Source organism: Microcystis flos-aquae FACHB-1344, from assembly GCF_014698375.1.
GTDB lineage: Bacteria > Cyanobacteriota > Cyanobacteriia > Cyanobacteriales > Microcystaceae > Microcystis > Microcystis aeruginosa.
Window position 1 is genome coordinate 128,362 of sequence record NZ_JACJSW010000216.1, and the last position, 18,433, is coordinate 146,794.

Annotated in this window: 14 protein-coding genes, 1 tRNA gene and 6 pseudogenes; 13 read left to right on the forward strand and 8 right to left on the reverse strand. The window is 41.7% G+C overall.

Annotated elements, in window-relative coordinates:
• Nucleotides 1–156 precede the first annotated feature (156 nt).
• Nucleotides 157–939 (forward strand): MBL fold metallo-hydrolase, encoded by a 783-nt coding sequence (locus H6G48_RS22885; RefSeq protein ID WP_190723362.1) that lies wholly within the window; start codon nt 157–159, stop codon nt 937–939.
• Nucleotides 940–1,182: 243 nt separating this feature from the next.
• Nucleotides 1,183–2,136, forward strand: a complete 954-nt coding sequence (locus H6G48_RS22890) for a DNA-methyltransferase (RefSeq protein ID WP_190723364.1) — start codon at nt 1,183–1,185, stop codon at nt 2,134–2,136.
• Nucleotides 2,137–2,356: 220 nt separating this feature from the next.
• Here H6G48_RS22890 and H6G48_RS22895 read toward each other — a convergent pair whose 3' ends face one another.
• Complete coding sequence (locus H6G48_RS22895; protein ID WP_190723366.1) at nt 2,357–3,427, reverse strand: glycosyltransferase family 4 protein; 1,071 nt, start codon at nt 3,425–3,427, stop codon at nt 2,357–2,359.
• 146 nt (nt 3,428–3,573) lie between these two features.
• A complete protein-coding gene (locus H6G48_RS22900; protein ID WP_190723368.1) occupies nt 3,574–4,704 on the reverse strand; it encodes a glycosyltransferase family 4 protein in 1,131 nt (376 codons plus the stop codon).
• A gap of 218 nt (nt 4,705–4,922) precedes the next feature.
• Between H6G48_RS22900 and H6G48_RS22905 the strand changes: the two are divergent.
• Nucleotides 4,923–5,168 (forward strand): annotated as a pseudogene (locus H6G48_RS22905) (WD40 repeat domain-containing protein); the annotation flags it as partial.
• Nucleotides 5,169–5,213: 45 nt separating this feature from the next.
• On the opposite strand, the gene H6G48_RS22910 reads toward H6G48_RS22905, so the two are convergent.
• Nucleotides 5,214–6,554 (reverse strand): AAA-like domain-containing protein, encoded by a 1,341-nt coding sequence (locus tag H6G48_RS22910; RefSeq protein WP_190723370.1) that lies wholly within the window; start codon nt 6,552–6,554, stop codon nt 5,214–5,216.
• A 144-nt stretch (nt 6,555–6,698) separates the two neighbouring features.
• On the opposite strand from H6G48_RS22910, the gene H6G48_RS22915 reads away from it, so the two are divergent.
• Nucleotides 6,699–6,863 carry a hypothetical protein gene (locus H6G48_RS22915; RefSeq protein ID WP_172969329.1) on the forward strand — a complete coding sequence of 55 codons (165 nt, stop codon included), beginning with the start codon at nt 6,699–6,701 and terminating at the stop codon, nt 6,861–6,863.
• Between the two features lie 132 nt (nt 6,864–6,995).
• On the opposite strand, the gene H6G48_RS22920 is transcribed toward H6G48_RS22915, so the two are convergent.
• The 3 genes from H6G48_RS22920 to H6G48_RS22930 all read right to left on the reverse strand — a co-directional run bounded on the left by H6G48_RS22920 (nt 6,996) and on the right by H6G48_RS22930 (nt 8,082).
• Nucleotides 6,996–7,538, reverse strand: coding sequence for a peroxiredoxin (locus H6G48_RS22920; protein WP_190723372.1), 543 nt, complete (start codon nt 7,536–7,538; stop codon nt 6,996–6,998).
• Between the two features lie 217 nt (nt 7,539–7,755).
• The gene (locus H6G48_RS22925; RefSeq protein WP_242034743.1) at nt 7,756–7,860 is read right to left on the reverse strand and encodes a type II toxin-antitoxin system PemK/MazF family toxin; all 105 of its coding nucleotides are present in this window, start codon (nt 7,858–7,860) and stop codon (nt 7,756–7,758) included.
• 3 nt (nt 7,861–7,863) lie between these two features.
• Entirely contained in the window at nt 7,864–8,082 is a 219-nt protein-coding gene (locus tag H6G48_RS22930) for a hypothetical protein (RefSeq protein ID WP_190723374.1), read from the reverse strand.
• Nucleotides 8,083–8,323: 241 nt separating this feature from the next.
• Here H6G48_RS22930 and H6G48_RS22935 point away from each other — a divergent pair.
• Nucleotides 8,324–8,699 (forward strand): annotated as a pseudogene (locus H6G48_RS22935) (IS1/IS1595 family N-terminal zinc-binding domain-containing protein); the annotation flags it as partial.
• A gap of 395 nt (nt 8,700–9,094) precedes the next feature.
• Here H6G48_RS22935 and H6G48_RS22940 read toward each other — a convergent pair.
• Nucleotides 9,095–9,307: pseudogene (locus H6G48_RS22940) on the reverse strand (IS4 family transposase); the annotation flags it as partial.
• Between the two features lie 359 nt (nt 9,308–9,666).
• Here H6G48_RS22940 and H6G48_RS22945 point away from each other — a divergent pair.
• The 4 genes and pseudogenes from H6G48_RS22945 to rimK all read left to right on the forward strand — a co-directional run bounded on the left by H6G48_RS22945 (nt 9,667) and on the right by rimK (nt 14,979).
• Nucleotides 9,667–11,979, forward strand: coding sequence for a GumC family protein (locus tag H6G48_RS22945; protein ID WP_190723376.1), 2,313 nt, complete (start codon nt 9,667–9,669; stop codon nt 11,977–11,979).
• Between the two features lie 109 nt (nt 11,980–12,088).
• Nucleotides 12,089–13,546 (forward strand): DASH family cryptochrome, encoded by a 1,458-nt coding sequence (locus tag H6G48_RS22950; RefSeq protein ID WP_190723378.1) that lies wholly within the window; start codon nt 12,089–12,091, stop codon nt 13,544–13,546.
• Between the two features lie 299 nt (nt 13,547–13,845).
• Nucleotides 13,846–13,986: pseudogene (locus H6G48_RS22955) on the forward strand (ISL3 family transposase); the annotation flags it as partial.
• 87 nt (nt 13,987–14,073) lie between these two features.
• Nucleotides 14,074–14,979, forward strand: a complete 906-nt coding sequence (rimK, locus tag H6G48_RS22960; RefSeq protein ID WP_190723380.1) for a 30S ribosomal protein S6--L-glutamate ligase — start codon at nt 14,074–14,076, stop codon at nt 14,977–14,979.
• A 133-nt stretch (nt 14,980–15,112) separates the two neighbouring features.
• Here rimK and H6G48_RS22965 read toward each other — a convergent pair whose 3' ends face one another.
• A complete protein-coding gene (locus H6G48_RS22965) occupies nt 15,113–16,168 on the reverse strand; it encodes an ABC transporter ATP-binding protein (protein ID WP_190723381.1) in 1,056 nt (351 codons plus the stop codon).
• Between the two features lie 122 nt (nt 16,169–16,290).
• On the opposite strand from H6G48_RS22965, the gene H6G48_RS22970 reads away from it, so the two are divergent.
• The 4 genes and pseudogenes from H6G48_RS22970 to H6G48_RS22985 form a co-directional block, all read left to right on the forward strand.
• Nucleotides 16,291–16,971 carry a nucleoside phosphorylase-I family protein gene (locus H6G48_RS22970; RefSeq protein ID WP_190723384.1) on the forward strand — a complete coding sequence of 227 codons (681 nt, stop codon included), beginning with the start codon at nt 16,291–16,293 and terminating at the stop codon, nt 16,969–16,971.
• Between the two features lie 54 nt (nt 16,972–17,025).
• Nucleotides 17,026–17,107: transfer RNA gene (locus tag H6G48_RS22975), tRNA-Leu, on the forward strand.
• A gap of 397 nt (nt 17,108–17,504) precedes the next feature.
• Nucleotides 17,505–17,913: pseudogene (locus H6G48_RS22980) on the forward strand (IS1/IS1595 family N-terminal zinc-binding domain-containing protein); the annotation flags it as partial.
• A 140-nt stretch (nt 17,914–18,053) separates the two neighbouring features.
• A pseudogene (locus H6G48_RS22985) lies at nt 18,054–18,432 on the forward strand (IS1 family transposase); the annotation flags it as partial.
• Nucleotide 18,433 lies beyond the last annotated feature (1 nt).

Consider the following 18,433-nt stretch of genomic DNA (forward strand, 5'->3'; position numbering starts at 1 on the left):
TGGCTACTGTTGCCCGTTCCCTAAAACCAGAGACTTCCTACCTCACCATTAAGATAACTGCTATGAATGGCATTCACTGATGACTGAAAAACCCCCAAGCGCAGAAAAATTAATGGTAATGTTAAATTAAATTAAGAAAATCCTCATTCTTGTTATATGCAGTTAACTTGGCTTGATAGTAATTCTTGGTTAATCGAAATCGGGGGAAAACGCCTGCTTCTCGATCCTTGGTTGGTAGGTTCCCTGACTTTTGGTAATTTAACTTGGCTATTTGAGGGCAAAAAAACCGCTAATCATGCCATTCCCGAACATATCGATCTGATTCTTCTCTCCCAAGGTTTGGAAGATCACGCCCATCCTCCTACTTTACAGGTACTCGATCGCCAAATTCCCGTGGTAGCTTCTCCTAATGCCGAAAAAGTCGTTCGAGCGCTCAATTATACCCATCCCATCCCTTTAACCCACGGTGCTAGTTATATCTTTGACAATGCGATCGAAATTACTGCTGTCCCCGGTTCTCCAGTCGGGCCGACTCTGGTGGAAAATGGTTATGTTATCAAGGAATTAGCGACAAATCAGAGTATCTACTACGAACCCCACGGTTATCATTCTCCTAGCCTCGATTCTCTTGGTAAAATCTCCGTGATTATCACTCCTTTGATTGACTTAAAAATACCTTTCCTCGGACCGGTAATCAAAGGACAAGAAAGCGCCTTAGCAGTCTGTCAACGCTTGCAGCCTCAATATATTATTTCTACGGCTGCCGGTGGTGATATCGAGTTTAAAGGATTATTGATGGCGGTGTTAAGTGCTGGGGGTAGTCCCGAATCCTTTCAAGAATTATTAACATCCCATGCTTTGCCGACAAAGGTAATTGATCCTCGTCCTTGGCAACCTTTTACGGTGGAATTAGGTGAGTGCGTTCCGGGTTTGAGCTAATCTCAATTGAGGGAAGAATAGAAAAAAGTTAAAATTTTCTTCCCGATTTTTATCTAAAAAAGTAGAATTTTTTTTATATCTTTGCTGGCTATAGATGACATTAATTGTTTGAAAAAACTGGCTCTCTTGAATATTAGATGTAAAATGGGTAAAACCCCACACCCCACACCCCACACCCTGCCCCCAGGAAAAACTTTTGCCGCAAACCCTAATTAAAAGTGGCTCTTCTCTGCTAAATTTTCTATGAATCAGTTGCCCTTATTTTCTCAATCAAAATCAGTGCGAGACTTTTATCAACCTGATGCCGAAATAATTCTTTATCAAGGAGATAGCAATAATTTTATCAAGACTATACCAGATAATTCTGTGAGCTTGATTATTACTTCTCCTCCCTACAATTTAGGAAAAGACTACGAAAAAAAAATCTCTTTGGATACTTATCTGGAAACCCAAACCAAAATTCTGCGAGAATTCTCTAGAATCTTGCAAGATAATGGCAGTATTTGCTGGCAGGTGGGAAATTTCGTTCAAGAGGGAGAAGTTTATCCTTTAGATATTTTTTATTATCAGCTATTTAAACAAATGGGTTTCTTTTTAAGAAATAGAATTGTCTGGCATTTTGGTCATGGATTACATACCTCTAAAAGATTTTCTGGCAGATATGAAACTATTTTGTGGTTGACAAAAACCGATAAATATACCTTTAATCTTGATCCGGTGAGAATCCCCGCTAAATACCCTGGTAAGCGCCATTTTAAAGGTAAAAATATCGGTAAACCCTCTGGTAATCCTTTAGGAAAAAATCCCAGCGATGTTTGGGAGTTTTTGGCACAAGAATGGGATGAGTTACTGTGGGATATTCCTAACGTTAAATCTAATCATCCAGAGAAAACTATTCATCCTTGTCAATATCCGATCGAATTAGTAGAAAGATGTGTTTTAGCCTTGACAAATGAGGGGGATTGGGTTTTTGATCCCTTTGCCGGAGTCGGAACTTCTCTGATTGCTAGTATTATGCACAATCGTCGAGTGATGGGGAGTGAAAAAGAAGCAGAATATGTGAAAATTGCCAAGGAAAGAATCGCCGCTTATTGGCAAGGAAATCTCAAAATTCGTCCTTTAGGAAAACCTATTCATCAGCCTAATGGTAAGGAAAAAGTTGCTCAAATTCCCGAAGAATGGCACAATAATATATAGGAATTAACACTGAATCTCCCCCCCAAGTAGATGGATTCATGAATCCATCTACTACGAGTTGATGCTAAATCCGGTTATTAAAAACTGATTATTTATTCACCCTGTTGCCTTTTGCATGAGTAGAAAACGGGTTTCTCGGAGAAACCCGTTTTCTGTGCGTTACTCAACGGATTTAGTATAACTCATCCGACAATGATTGATAAATTTTTTATCACCATTTTTAGAGAAAACTTTGCAGAATTGTGGCGGTTTCTTGACCGGTTTTTTCCCAACTAAAAAGCTCGGCGCGTTGGCGACTCAGGGATTTTAATTTAAGACGCAATTGGTTATTTTTAGCGATTTGCTGCATTGCCTCCCTCATCTCATCGATACTATAGGGATTAATTAAAATTGCCGCATCTCCTGTGACTTCCGGGAGAGAGGAAAGATTAGAAGTAATCACAGGAGTTCCACAGGCGATCGCTTCTAGTACAGGTAATCCGAAACCTTCCCAAAGGGAGGGATAAACTAAAGCAGTTGCTTGGTTTAAAAGTTGCGGCAATTCTTCATAGGAAACATAGTTTAAAAATTGCACTCGTTGAGAGATTGATAATGCTTCTACCTGTTGCTGTAGAGTAGGGGTAAAACGGGGGTCAAATTGACCGACAATTAATAATTGATATTCGGGATCGATTTGGGAAAAAGCAGTAATTAAACGAGCGATATTTTTATGAGGATCATAACGACCAAGATAGATAAAATAGGGACGAGTCGCCAGATTTAGAGGACGAAAATTATCAGAATCATATCCAGAAAGAATCACGGTTATTTTGTCAAGAGGTATGTTAAAAAACTTATGAATATCGGAGGCAGTTGCTTGGGAAACAGCGATAATATGTGTGGCTTTTTTCAGGACTTGGGGTAAATAGTATTTATTATAAAAAGTTAGAGGAGAAAATTTCAGGAATCGCAGGGGAATTAAATCATGAACTGTGACAATATAGCGGCAATTTCCATAAATAGGTGCTTCGGGAATGGGGGTAAATAGCAGAGAGGATTTCAATTGTTGATAGGTTTGATAGAGTTGGGTTTCTGTCCAAATTAAGCGCTTAATATTGCCTTTGGTTCCCTGCTCTTGGGTGAGGTTTGCCGAGACAGGATAGGTGTTAAAATCTGGGTAACTATTAGAAGTGATTAGGGTAGGATTTAAGTTAGCTAATTGGGGAATTAGATTTTTAGTATAGGTAGTCAATCCAGTATATTTAGTACCGAGAAAAGCGAGATTGATTAATAATTGATGATTCCTATTCATAGATATTAGCTAGTTAAGTAGGTAGGTGTTAAAAGTTGTCAGACACCCCCCTTATCAAGGGGGGATTAAGGGGTGATCAGCACCCCCCTTATCAAGGGGGGATTAAGGGGGGATCCATCTTCAATTTAATTATAACTACTTACTTATTATAAAAGAGAACGATAAGCTTTTATAGTAGCTTGTGCGGTTTTTTGCCAAGAGAATTTTGCTGCTTGTTTTTTTCCTTTAGTGATTAATTCTTGACGGAGAGAGGTATCACTAATAACTTGATAGATTGCCGCAGCAATTTCTAGGGAATTATCGGGATTAATTAATATTGCCGAGTCTCCCGTGACTTCGGGTAAGGATGCAGTATTAGCAGTTACCACAGGACAACCTAAAGTCATCGCTTCTAAAACTGGTAATCCAAAACCTTCGTAAAAAGAAGGATAGACAAAAACATCGGCTTTTTGATAATAATCCGCAACTAAGTCATCAGCAAGATAATCAAGATGTTGGATACTATCTCGAAAGGGAGACTGAGATATTTTATCGAAAATTGGTTGATACTTCCATCCTTTTTTGCCAATCAGAATCAGATTATGGTCTAATTTATACCTGTCCTTGAGATAGTTAAAAGCGGTGATAAGATTAATAATATTTTTTCGTGGTTCTAGGGTACTAACAAAGAGTAAATAGGGTTTAGTGATAGTTAGAGATGAGGGAGAATTGGGGAGAGAAGAATAACGACTTGCGAGGGGAGTAACAAAAATTTTCTCTGGGTTCACACCTAAATATTCAATAATATCTCGTTTGGTACTTGCGGAGTTAGCAATAACTAAATCTGTCCATTGTAGAGATTGTTTAATCCGTTGGGTGTAGGTTTTGACAATCCCCGTGACAAACTCAGGATATTTAATAAAGGTAACATCATGAATAGTCATAACTTGACGACTCTGACGACAAGGATACACCACATGATCCAATCCGTGGAGAATATCGGGAGAATCAAGAAAGTTTTCTAGATAGGGAATTAGAGGATTAGGAAATCGGGTTAAAATATTGCTAAGACTGACGGGAATTGGTAAACATTTAACCTCTGGATAGGATTGCAGTTTTTCGGGTATAGAAAGATTACCCCGCAGCCAGTTTTTTACCGATGGTTGAAAACAGAGGGACAGGGAAAAGTTTTCTTGGTTTTGTAATTTAGCTAATTCGGCAATCAGGTGATAAGCATATAATCCAATTCCGCTAGGATTTTGTCTTATCGGTGTACCATCAACTAAAATTTTAAGCATTTGCGGTTAGATGAGATTGACGGGATAGATATTTTAAATTACACATTCAATTGCTAATTTTGCTCGGTTAGGACAAGATTAAAATCGGCAATAAATTCCACCCTAATAGTTAATCTTACCCTATAGCGTCCCTAAATAGCAGCCTTTTTTAGTTAGGTTACGGTCAATACTTAATTTATCGGGCAATTTTTTCGATTATTGTCCCCTCACCCACCCTAGAACATAGTGATCATATCAATTCAGTTAGTGTTAGTCCTAATAATCAACTATTAGCCAGTGGTAGTGATGATAAAAGATTAAAATTATGGGATTTAAAAGCAGGAAAAGCCATTATTTCTATTCCCCATCCCCAGAAAATCTATTCCGTTTGTTTTAGTCCCGACGGTAATTATATCGCCACGGCCTGCCAAGACAAAATCGTGAGAGTTTATGGCACTTCCGAACTACAATCTTTAGCAAGTTGAACAATCTTTGAGCGCACCGGATGCTTATCGGTGTCTAATTATCCACTAGAGATCGCTGCTGGTCTGTTCCTCTCGGAAGTAAAGCTGATATAATTGACAGCTAGGCTGGGCTAGATCGCCTTTTAGCTGAATTAAACCCATACTTTCCAGTTTATAGGCAGTAATCGGTTCTAATCGCGCTCCCTTATCGGAAGAATTAACCACTTCCCCCATCGCTGTCAATAATTCCGGCTGTTTTTGCAGATTATCCCAGTGATGACGCAGGTGTGCCGCATAAATTCCCCCTTGGGTAGCAGCATTAGGGAGAATATTTTTTTCCCCGCGCACCCGCGCTTCCAGGGCCAAACGGCTAAGATAGGGATGACCAGCAACTAGAGCGATTAAATCCCCGATAAAACGCTGATTATCGTCATTTTTAGGCAATCCGTAGCTACTAGCCAAGTTTTCCAGTTGTTCGAGGCTAAAACCGGGTAATTTAATCGCGCGACCGACATTAAAGGGAGATTGATTAGCGTCCAATTGAATATAGATTTCCGTGGAATTAGCAATCGCTAACCGCAAATTCTGCCAGATTTCTAAATTATTAGCTTCTTCGTGCCAACAGCGCAAAAGCGGCAGAAAATCCCTAGCGATGTCGGGATACTCGAAAATTCTGTCTAAATTATCTAGGGCCAAAAAGAGCGGCCCGTTAATCTGTTCCAAAAGATAGGACTGAAAATAGGTTTGACAACTGATTAAACTGCCAAATAGTTCCTCGTCCCAATATTCATCTAATTGAGGCTTTAAACCCAATTCTCGGCTGACATTTGCCGAAAACCAGCGACAAAATCGGTCTAAACTGGCAAACATCGCCTTTTCTGCCACTTGACAATTAATATAAACTGTGCTATGTCCCCAACTATCTGCCTGAGCGAGCAGATGTTTAAGGAGAGAAGTTTTACCGGTCTTTTCGGGGGATTTAATGCGAATGAGTGACCCCGGACGATTAATTTCTTGATAACAGTCGCTTTCGACGGGAGGGCGGCTAATATAAGTATCTATAACTGATTTTTCTGCTAGTATCGGGGTGGGGTGATTTTTCCATTGAGGATATTTGATATCTTTGAACCATTCTCGGAGGATTTGGAACTTACCCGGCCCTTTACTACCTAATTCGAGTTCGGGACAGCCATTATCTTTATCTGCCGAGAAATAGCTATAGATTTTAGTCATTTGTTTTTTATAGGTTTCATGGCTGGCGGCCTCAGCCATTTCCCAAATTTCCTCATCCGGTTTGCGCCAATTTTCGTAGGCAAAACGAACTAAAAAAATCTCTTTTAATTTGCCTTGAACACCGTATTCTCTAGCTAGATGTTTAAGAAACTCGTCCCATCCCTGTGGTTTCATCCGGTTCTACTTTATTCTACTTATATTCCCTTTTTTTCCATGTTAACCCCTTTTTCCCTCTTGGCAATGGGACTGACATCCGAGAAGGAAGGCCCTATGGTAAAAATAGGTCAATTACCTGATAGTGTCTAAGGGAGTAAAACCATGAAAATCTCGTTAACCTTGTTTGTTGTGGCCTCCTTGCTGTTAGGTTCAATTCCTCACACTTTAGCGGTTAATAGTCAAGATAACCATTTTGACCATTCCTCTTGGCCGCTAATTTTACAAAACCGTGACTGTAAGGGTGATAAGGACGATAATTGCAATTAGTCCTGATTATCTCGGTTAAGGTTGTTAATCTATATCCCCCACCGATGAAAAAATCGTGGTCGGGATTTTTTTTATCCCATCGGCTGCAGATAGCTTTTATCAAGATAATTTCTAGATTCAAGAGCAATTATCTCAAGAACTCGCCTGTAATTCCTCTAAACGTGCTAAAACTTCGGCGCTGTGAATGGCAGGATTTACCCCTAAATAAATCTCTTTTAAAATCCCTTGCGGATCGATAAGATAGGTATGACGCAGGGAAACATAACCCATCCAAGAACCATAAGCTTTACTAACATCTCCGGTAGTATCTGCCAGTAAGGGAAATTTTAACCCCTCCGAGTCACAAAATTCCGCATGAGAATCGACATCATCGGCACTTACCCCTAAAACTTGCGTATTTTTAGCCATATATTTCGGCAAATCCTGCTGAAAACGCCGCGCTTCTAGGGTACAGCCGGGGGTAAAATCCTTGGGATAAAAATATAAAACTACCCACTTACCCCGATAATCCGATAGGGAAATATTCCCTTCTCCCGTGTTAGTCGGTAGGGTAAAATCGGGTGCCGGTTGATTTAAAGGGGGTTGGGGGCCACCTAAAGCGTTAGCATCGGGAATAAAGGCAAAAAATGCCAGAATTACTGCAATTAAAAAACTCAACAGTTGACGACGAGACATAATCAGTTATCAGTTATCAGTTATCAGTTATCAGTTATAGTCATTTCAATTAAGATTGAGAATATCAATGCCAGAGTTCATAAGGGTTTAACTGGTCTAGATTGTATCAGACTTATCTGAAATGACTATATCAGTTATTTTAGTAAAAAATCGTAGGGTTAGGGGACAAGGGGTTATGTCGTTGACTAAATTGTTTAGTATTCGCCATAACTTGCCCTTATGGTTTTCCATCATCGGATGACAAAACCACAGCCGGACGGCACTTAATTCCTGTCACACCGGGAAAATCAATTGTCACCACATCTCCAGAAGAAAACGTCACCAATTAAATCCCCTCCACATCAGAGAAAGTTTTGGCCGCGTAGTTTAGGGAAAAATTGACAAGATCGATCTGATCCTCCTCAGTCCAGGTATCACTTTGATCGAGCGATGGTTGTTGTTGTCCGACAAGTTGATTGAGAATGATTGTGGCCAATCGCAAACGTTCCCCAGATGATAAGTTACAAACCACTTGATTATAAACTTGTTGGGCAGTAGTGGGCATGACAAAAAACTGATGACTGAATGCTTCTAGTGGGACTTCAACAAATTTTAAGCCCAAACAAAGCCGAAACTGGCTTGATAAGCGGCAAACACATCCTGATTCTCGGTCAGCCACCTAAAGAAACGGGTAATGATTCGGTAGTAGTGCCGTAGCCCTCTTGCTTACCTGGTATGAATTGTGTAAAATATTTATGAATAAAAATAATTGGAACCCAATCAGTCTTTAAACCTCTAGCTTGATCATGACTTTTCTAATAAATATCTTTTTCTGGCTCCTGTCTGGCTTACTCAAATATCAGTCTAGCACCGAACAAAGTCCCCCCTTCACCTCTATTCCCCTGTCCTAATTGTGGTTCTCACCATACTATCAATAATGGTTCTATTCATAATGTAAAACCCAAACGTCAAGGTAAAGAATGTGGTCGTCAGTTTGTGCTCAATCCCACTAATAAAACCGTCTCTGACCAAACCAAACAATTAATTGATCAACTCTTGCTCGAACGAATTTACTTGCGAGGAATTGCTAGAGTAACAGGGGTAAGTTGGTCATGGTTACAAAACTATGTCAACAATAAACTGGCGGCTGTCCCCCGTCAAATAAAGGTTTCGGATAAACCAAGTCTCAACAAGCAATTTAAATTACGAACAGCTTAATACCTTTCGACAAAAGATTTCTCGGCTGGTGAGAGAGAGTCTATCTTTCTCTAAAAAAATGGAGAATCACGTTGGGGAGCCCTTTGGTATTTTATCCATGACTACAATGCACAGCAAAGCAAAGGATTAAGCCGCCATCACTACTACCGAATCACCACCACAATTTTGTCTCCGTACAATTTTTACAATATGTCAACCCACATTCCGCACCCTCAACTGTCACATAAGACTAAATCCGTTGAGCATAGGCTACTTATGAGGACAGGCACTCATGCACTCTTGCAATAGGCAAAAGGGGGAATAAATAATCATTCTTTAATAACCGGATTTAGTATCACAACAATTTTGGCAATTTAGGAGTAATCTAGCTCAAATCCTCGAAAAAAGGGTTGTAATCTTTTGTAGTTAGACTCTTTCAGAGCTTTACCTCCAAATCCAACGGCTAACTCCCTCAGATTGACGGTTTTGACTTTGATTAAGGCTAGTAGGAACAGTGCCAGAAACGAAACCCCGGCACCATGCCATCCGAGATGGGGTTGAAGGGCTTGCTTTAAGCCACTATACTGGTTCATAGGGTTTTGGAGATTGGTTCTATTTCTCATCAAACCCTACTCCCGCCTACTTTAAAATCTTTGAAACCGCATCCACAGGGAAACCCGTAGTTTGGCTTTTTCGGCTATGATCCTTGCATAGCAATACTTTTAAGGGTTAATGGCCTGCCAGTGAAATTCCAGTTCTCTAGCTGGTTGCGGTTCATCTCCTTAAAAGTGTCCCGAAGTCAATCTCAGCTTAGATGTCATATTCCTTACTCTATAAGGGTTTGAGGCTATTTTAAATAGATACCATGTTTGGACAAATTCCCAAATTATTCTCAAGCTATACTGGCATACTAGATGCGGTCTAATACAGTTATCCCTTAACTATTTGATTAATGATGAACAACCAACAAAACGGGGCTTTAAAAACCCAAAGTCAAGCAAATCTGCCAGTTTTTGCCCAACCGGCTTTTATCCCCTCCCCGACGCAGGAAGAAGAGGAACTCAACCTGCGTCAAGTCTTTTCTGTGGTCAAGCATCGCTGGTGGATAATCGCTGGCATCACCCTAGGGGTGACAGGAGCGATCGCTACTTGGACTTTCTTAAAAACCCCTATCTATCAAGGTAGATTCCTGCTGCTCATCGGTCAACCGATTGAGCAAAATAAAAGTTCTTCCAGACTGGCAGCCCAAGATATCCTACCTCAGTTAGGTGGTGAAGACATCGATTATGATACCCAAATCGCTGTTTTAACCAGTCCTCAACTTCTTAACCCCATCCTTAGTAAAATAACCCCTAAGTATCCCGATTTTACCTACAGTGATTTAATTAGTAAAACTGGCAAATCTGATCTCGAAATTAGTCAATTAAAAAAGACGAAAGTTTTAGAAATTTCCTATCAAGATGCGGAACCGGAAAAAATTAAGCTGGTTTTAGATAATTTAGCCCGTCATTACCTCAACTATAGTTCTCAGGAACGGAAGACCGAAATTAATCAAGGGTTAGATTTTGTTAACGCTCAATTGCCCGTGCTGCGGGAACGAGTTAATACTCTACAAAAACAAATGCAGCAATTCCGGCAGCAATACAATTTCCTCGATCCCGATAAAGAGGCGACTCGTTTATCACAACAGTTAACCAATACTGAACAAGATTATCGGGCAGCCCAAGTTGCCCTTAACGAAATTAACTCTCGCTATCAGGCTTTACAGCAACAGGTGGGATTAGCCCCCGATCAAGCAATTATCGCTACTTATCTCAGTGAATCTCCCGGTTATCAAGATTTGCTCAAGCAGTTGCAAGAAGTGGAAGTGGAATTGGCCAAACAATCGGCAGTTTTTGCCAAGGATAGCCCAATAATCGCCACCCTAGAGGAAAAACGGGCTAATTTACTGCCCCTACTGCAAAACGAAGCCCAGAGAACCCTAGGGGAAAAACTGCCCCAGACAGTGGGTGACTCCCCGGCTTTGGTGTCACAGAGCGCTTTGCGGGTACAATTAACCCAACAATTGGTGGAAGCCGCTAACAGTCGCCAAACCCTAGAAATTAAGGTAGAATCCCTTGCCCGGGCCCTCGAACAACAGAAAGCCTCGGTCAAAAATCTGGCGGTTTTAGCCCGTCGTTATACGGATTTGCAGCGAGAATTGGAAATTGCCACCACCAGTCTCGGCCGTTTTCTGGAGGAACAACAAAAACTCCAACTCAAGGTGGCACAACAAGTGGTGCCTTGGCAACTAATTTCCCCACCAGAAGTAGGGGAGAACTTCGTTTCCCCTAAACCCGTGCGAAATCTGGCTTTAGGGGTTATCGGTGGTCTGTTACTAGGTATGGGGGCAGCCTTTTTAGCTGAAAGATTAGACCCCGTTCATCATAGTGCAGATGAAATAAAAGAAGATACCAAACTACCCCTTTTAGGTGCAATTCCCTGGCAAAAAGACCTTGGCACGATCGAAAAAGTGATCACCGCCGCCCTACCCCAGTTAACAGTCGGCGATCGCAAAATCACTATCCCTAATAGTACCCCAAAATCAGCCAACGAAAACCCCTACTACTATAATTTCTCCCCCTTCTCGGAGGCTTTCCGCACTCTCAACACCAATATTCGCCTCCTCGGTTCCGATTCCCCCCTCAAGTCTCTCGTGATTAGTTCTGTATCACCGGGAGATGGTAAAACCACCATGGCAATAAATATCGCTAAGGCCGCCGCTGGTATGGGACAAAGAGTTTTACTGGTGGATGCCGACCTGCGACGGCCCCAGATTCACCAGCGACTTAATCTCGATAACGACCACGGCCTTAGTAATGTCCTCGCCGAGGGTCTCGATTGGAACGAGGCCGTTCAATCCCTACCCCGCTACGAGAATTTATCGATTCTTACCGCCGGTTCAATTCCCCCGGATCCCACCCGCTTGCTTTCTTCCCAGAAAATGCAGGAGATGATCTCCCAATTACAGCAAGACCACGCCTTCGATCTAATTATCTACGATCTACCTCCTCTCGCCGCTTTTGCCGATGCGAAAATTCTCGCCGCCATGGCCACTGGCCTAATTCTCGTCACCAGATTGGGCAAAACCGACCGCTTTGCCCTGAAAAATCTGCTCGAAGACCTGAGATTATCCCACATTTCCGTATTAGGTTTAGTGGCTAATAATGTTAGTCGGAAAGACCACAATTATCGTTACTATGGCCATTACTACGGCAAAAGATAATTAAATTGAAGATAGATACCCCCTTAATCCCCCTTAATAAGGGGGGTGTCTGATGGTTTTTAACACCTAACTACTTATTGATCAGTTATCAACTTTTAATTTATGTTAAATGCGGGTTTTAATCTGGTATCGCAATGATCTGCGGGTTCACGATCACGAGGCAATTTATCGAGCCATTCAAGAACAATTCGAGATAATTCCCTTCTATTGTTTTGATGAGCGTCAATTTGGTTTTACTTCCTACGGGTTTCCAAAAACTGGCAAGTTCCGGGCTAAATTTTTATTAGAAAGCGTAGCAAATTTGCGACAATCTCTGGAAGGTTTAGGCAGTAATTTAATTATCCGATGGGGAAAACCAGAGGAAATTATCCCGCAATTAGTTCAAGAATTGCAGATAGCCAGGGTTTATTATCATCAAGAGGTAACAGCAGAGGAATTAGCGGTAGAAAAAGCTGTAAATAAGGCTTTATCCAGGGTTCCTGTGCAGATAAAAACTTTTTGGACAGCCACTTTATATCATCCTGATGATTTACCTTTTACCCTTAATCAACTGCCGGAATTATTTACTAATTTTCGTAAACAAGTAGAACGTCATTGGGAAATAAGAACAACTTATCCCAATCCGAAAAAGTTGACAAAACCACCTAAAATAGATTGGGGAAACCTTCCTAGTTTAAACGATTTAGGCTTAACAGAACCCATTCTAGACCGGGGAGGTGTTTTGTCGTTTCAAGGGGGTGAAATGGCAGGAAAATCACGGGTTAAAGAATATATTTGGGATAGTGATTCCTTAAAAACCTATAAGGAAACCCGCAATGAAATGTTAGGGACTAATTATTCCTCAAAATTCTCAGCTTGGTTAAGTTTTGGCTGTCTTTCCCCCCGTTATATCTATGAGGAAGTACAAAAATATGAGCAAACAAGAGTAAAAAATGACTCTACCTATTGGCTAATTTTTGAATTATTGTGGCGAGATTTTTTCCGATTTATTTGCAGTAAACACGGGAATAAAATCTTCTATAAATCTGGTTTACAAGAGCTTAATTTACCTTGGTTAGAAGATTGGCAAAGATTTAATCTTTGGTGTGAGGGAAAAACTGGTTATCCCCTTGTGGATGCTAATATGAGAGAATTAGCTGCTACAGGATTTATGTCAAATCGTGGCCGGCAAAATGTCGCTAGTTTTCTGACCAAAAATCTCGGTATTGATTGGTGTATGGGAGCAGAATGGTTCGAGTCATTATTAGTTGATTACGATGTCTGTAGTAATTGGGGTAATTGGAATTACACTGCTGGTGTCGGTAATGACGCGCGAGGATTTCGTTATTTTAATATCCCTAAACAGTCGAAAGATTATGATCCCAAAGGTGACTATTTACGTCACTGGTTGCCCGAATTAGCCCGAATAAAAGGCGATAAAGTTCACGAACCTTATAAATTATCTCCAGATGAACAAAGGCGTTATGGTGTGATTTTAGGGGTTAATTATCCTCGTCCCATTGTCGATTTTTTTCAATCGATCAAACACAACGAAAAAATTTATCTTCAGCATTTCAGTAATCAGTAATCAGTAATCAGTGGAATTCTACCTAATATTGTCTCAAGAATAAAATTATTTCTAGACAAGAAACTTACCCAAATAAAAATGATTTTTATTGCCCCGTATTTTTTCAGTCAAATTGAATGGCTCTTCGGGAATTGTTATGCAAATAATTAACTTAAAAGAAAATTAGATGAGAGCGCCTACGCCCAAAAGTAGCTGAAATCCATATAGGGAAGGACTTAAGGCACAAACAGGTTAATACCAAAAGATAGACAATCGAGTTAAGATTTGATATAATAGCCAAAAACGAGATTATTTTACTTATGATACTTGACAAATTTTTGAACCTAGAAGGAACCTGTATTCAAGGCTATCGACACCTAGAAAATATCGGTATAGTTTGACCAGTCGAATCGAAAAATAAAAAAGCAATCTGTCCTCGTTGTGGGTTAGAGAGCGATAAAAACTTTTCGCCTTAAGGCGAGGTTTTAGACCCGATTTTTTCGATAACGAGCTATTCAGTTTTAAAAGCAATATTTAAGCGAAAATTTATGAAAATCGCTATTTTATCGCAAGACGCTTCTCTTTACTCGACCAAGCGACTGAAAGAAGCGGGAGAAGCCCAAGGCCATGAGGTACGAGTGATCAATTATTTGCGCTGTTACATGAACATCACCTCCCATAAACCCACGGTTGTCTATAACGGTAAACCCTTGGAGAGTTTCGACGCAATTATTCCCCGCATTGCCGCCTCAAAAACCTTCTATGGAACCGCAGTCGTCCGACAATTCGAGGTGATGAATGTTTTTACTACCAACGACTCGCAAGCAATTTCTCGGTCGCGGGATAAATTGCGTTGTCTGCAAATCCTCGCTCGGGAAGGGATCGGTTTACCGGTGACGGGAATTGCCCACGCAACTCAAGATATCGATGGTTTAATCGAAACCGTCGGCGGCACCCCTCTAGTGATTAAATTATTAGAAGGAACCCAAGGTATTGGGGTAGTCTTAGCGGAAACCGATCAAGCAGCCAAGTCAGTTATTGAAGCTTTTCGGCAATTAGAAGCTAATATCCTAGTACAGGAATATATTAAAGAGGCCAGTGGGGCAGATCTGCGCTGTTTTGTCATCGATGGAAAAGTGGTGGCCTCGATGAAGCGACAGGGGGCCGAAGGGGATTTTCGTTCTAATCTTCACCGCGGTGGTAAGGCAGAAAAGGTAAAATTAACCCCGGAGGAACGCAGTACGGCCATACGGGCCACTAAAGCCATGGGTTTACGGGTTGCGGGTGTGGACTTATTACGGTCCAATCATGGGCCTGTGGTTATCGAGGTCAATTCCTCTCCCGGTTTAGAAGGAATAGAAGCAGCCACCAGTGTGGATGTGGCTAAAAAAATTATCGATTTTGTCGCTAAAAATGCCCCCCTAGTCCTAAATCGCGATCGATATCAATATTAGCCGTCAGCCTTGGATCAGTTATCAGTTATCAGTCAATAGTATTAAGCGATAAGCTCGGAGCTGCCTTTTTACTGAAAAAAATCTCCCCACACCCCACACCCGACACCCCTTAAACAGGATTTAGTATCAGTTATCAGTCGGAAAATACACGGACGCTATCGGGAATAATCGATAGTTTTACCTTTGTACCGATGTCTAATTGGGTGTTAATCGTTGTTCTAGCGTGGATTTGGCTGCCGGTGGCCGTTAGCAGACAATAACGGTATTCCCGCCCTAAAAATTGGCGATCACAAATAACCAGAGCTCCCGTCTCATCCGGTTTAATTTTGACATCTTCCTCTCTCAGCATCAATTCCCCTTTGTCCAAATCTTGACCATCGGCAATTTCCCAGACTCCTATCTCGGTTTGCCATTGTTCCCCCTCCCGTCTAGCGGGGAGAAAGTTAGCTTGGGTAACAAACTCAGCCACGAATCGCGAGGCCGGATGACTATAAATTGCTTCGGGATTGTTAATTTGTTCTAATTTTCCTTGACAAAGGACCGCAATTGTGTCACTGATTACCATTGCTTCCTCCCGGTCGTGGGTGACAAAAATGGCCGAGATGCCGGTCGCTTTCAGGATATGACGGATCTCGTGCCGTAACCGTTGCCGTACCTGCACATCGAGATTACTTAAAGGTTCATCTAAGAGGATTAAAGAGGGTTTTGGGGCTAAAGCGCGGGCGAGGGCGACTCTTTGCTGTTGTCCTCCCGATAGCTGATGGGGATAACGTTTTTCTAGTCCTTGCAGTCCGACTAAATCCAAAGTTTCCGCCACCCTAGCGTTAATAGCTTTGGTCGATAATTTCTCCCCAGAATTTTTTAACCCGAAGGCGATATTTTCAGCAATGGTTAAATGGGGAAAAAGAGCGTAATCCTGAAAAACCATGCCCGTATTGCGTTTTTCCGGGGGAATAAAGGTTTTTTCGTCGGCAACTATTCGCCCTCCCAATTCAATCACTCCTTGAGATGGTTTTTCAAATCCCGCAATCATCCGGAGTAGAGTGGTTTTACCGCAGCCCGACGGACCCAATAATCCGAGAATTTCGCCCTCTGTTAAACTAAAACTGATATTATCGACAGCTAGATTAGTAGAAGCGGGAAAACGCTTGTTAACCTCGGATAAACGCAGAATGACAGACTTTTTCATGGTGGGAAAGACAATCGCCCAGTCAGTGGCGGGGCTATTTACTTGGGAATTTTCCTAATTAGTTCACTATTATTGTTTATAACATCTCAAGGGACTAATTAGGAAACTTTCTCAAAACTTTCATGCTCACACCTGAAGATATTATTCTCGTTCCCCGGGGGGCCGAGCATAGCTCAATCCGTCGAGGATTAAGAAACATCGGCGATTTAGCCCCGCAAATTATCCCGATTAACCTTGGCGCTCCAGAATTCCTCGACAGTTCCCCAGCCTCTAAGCTATCTCTAGAATTTCTTAATAAGCTCAAAGGAAAAATTGTGCTGATGGGATTAGCGGGCAGTCTCAGCGATCGCTATCGAGTCGGAGATGGGGTAATCTATCAAGGTTGTGGCCTAGAAAAGGGGAATTATTGGCAGTGCGAACCAGAAATAACCGCAGAAATCGCCCAATTAACCGGATATAGCCTCGTTAAAGGTTTAACCAGCGATCGCCTGATTAGCCATTCCGAGGAAAAACGACGTTTAGGACAGGGGGGCTATGAGGTGGTCGATATGGAAGGAGCAAGGATTTTAGCGGCTTTATCGGGGCAAAAAGTGGCAATTGTGCGCGTGATTAGCGACGAGGTGACGCAGGATTTACCCGATTTAGCCCCGGCAATTGATAATCAAGGTCAGCTGCTACCATTGCCCCTAGCTCGACAAATGTTAATCCGTCCCATCCCGGCCTTCCATTTGATTCAAGGTTCCCTAAAAGGTTTATCCGTACTAACTCAGGTGGTGCGAAAGTTGTGCGGCAGTAATTTTTAAAAGTTGCTTGCAGATTATTTTTTTTCTGTGCTATAGTGGTTAGGCTAAAATCAAGCGGATGTGGTGGAACTGGTAGACACGCACGTTTGAGGGGCGTGTGGCTTACGCCTTGCGAGTTCGAGTCTCGCCATCCGCATAAACTTTTATCTGCCCTCCGACAAGAATTGTCCTGGTCACCTTGAATGTCGGCAGGATGCCCCCGTTACACCCGTAGGGTTAGCGGGGGAGTCGCTCTTTTCCCCGTGGTACTAACGGTAATCGTCCCATCTTTCTCGACAAAGCGGAAGGTTCGAGCGTCACAGTCGAAACTTGTTGAGGTGAAGTTCTTGACCTTCCGAGTCGATGCGCTGCGCGCGTTTCCTATTGCTCGGCATTCCTCTCAAGCTCGGCTATCTTTTCCCGCACAGATTGATTTTCGGTAATGATTCGGTAGTAGTGGCGTAGCTCTCTTGCTTACCTGGTATGAATTGTGTAAAATATTTATTAATAAAAATAATTGGAACCCGCTCAGTCTTTAAACCTCTAGCTTGATCATGACTTTTCTAATAAATATCTTTTTCTGGCTCCTGTCTGGCTTACTCAAATATCAGTCTAGCACCGAACAAAGTCCCCCCTTCACCTCTATTCCCCTGTCCTAATTGTGGTTCTCACCATAGGATTAAGAATGGTTCTATTCATAATGGAAAACCCAAACGTCAAGGTAAAGAGTGTGGTCGTCAGTTTGTGCTCAATCCCACTAATAAAACCGTCTCTGACGAAACCAAACAATTAATTGATAAACTCTTACTCGAACGAATTTACTGACGAGGAATTGCTAGAGTAACAGGGGTAAGTTGGTCATGGTTACAAAACTATGTCAACAATAAACTGGCGGCTGTCCCCCGTCAAATAAAGGTTGCGGACAAACCAAAAGGTAAATTGGTTAGAGAATGTGATGATGTGATGGGGAGCATCTCACCTTTGTAACCCCTAAATCAGGTTTTATGTCAAACTATTTTGAAAGCCTTACTAGAAACCAGTTTTAGGGACAAGTATAATTACTCACTTGCATAAATGAGATGCTCCCATGTGATGTGTGATGATGTGATGAGATGTGGTCTTGGGTTTTTTCTAAGACGATAAAGGTTTATATTTGGCGGTTAATTGATAGAAAGACAAGGGAAATTATTGGTTGCTATGCGCGGAGATAGGAGTCGTCAATCAGCCAAAAAACTTTGGGGCCAGTTTACCCGGTGTTTACCGACAATGTGCTGTTGCTTACACAGACTTTTGGGAGTCCTATAAGACAGTAATTCCTAGTAAACGTCATCGACCGGTCGGAAAAGAAACTGGTCAAACTAATCCTATTGAAAGATTAAATAATACCTTTCGACAAAGGATTTCTCGGCTGGTGAGAGAGAGTCTATCTTTCTCTAAAAAAATGGAGAATCACGTTGGGGAGCCCTTTGGTATTTTATCCATG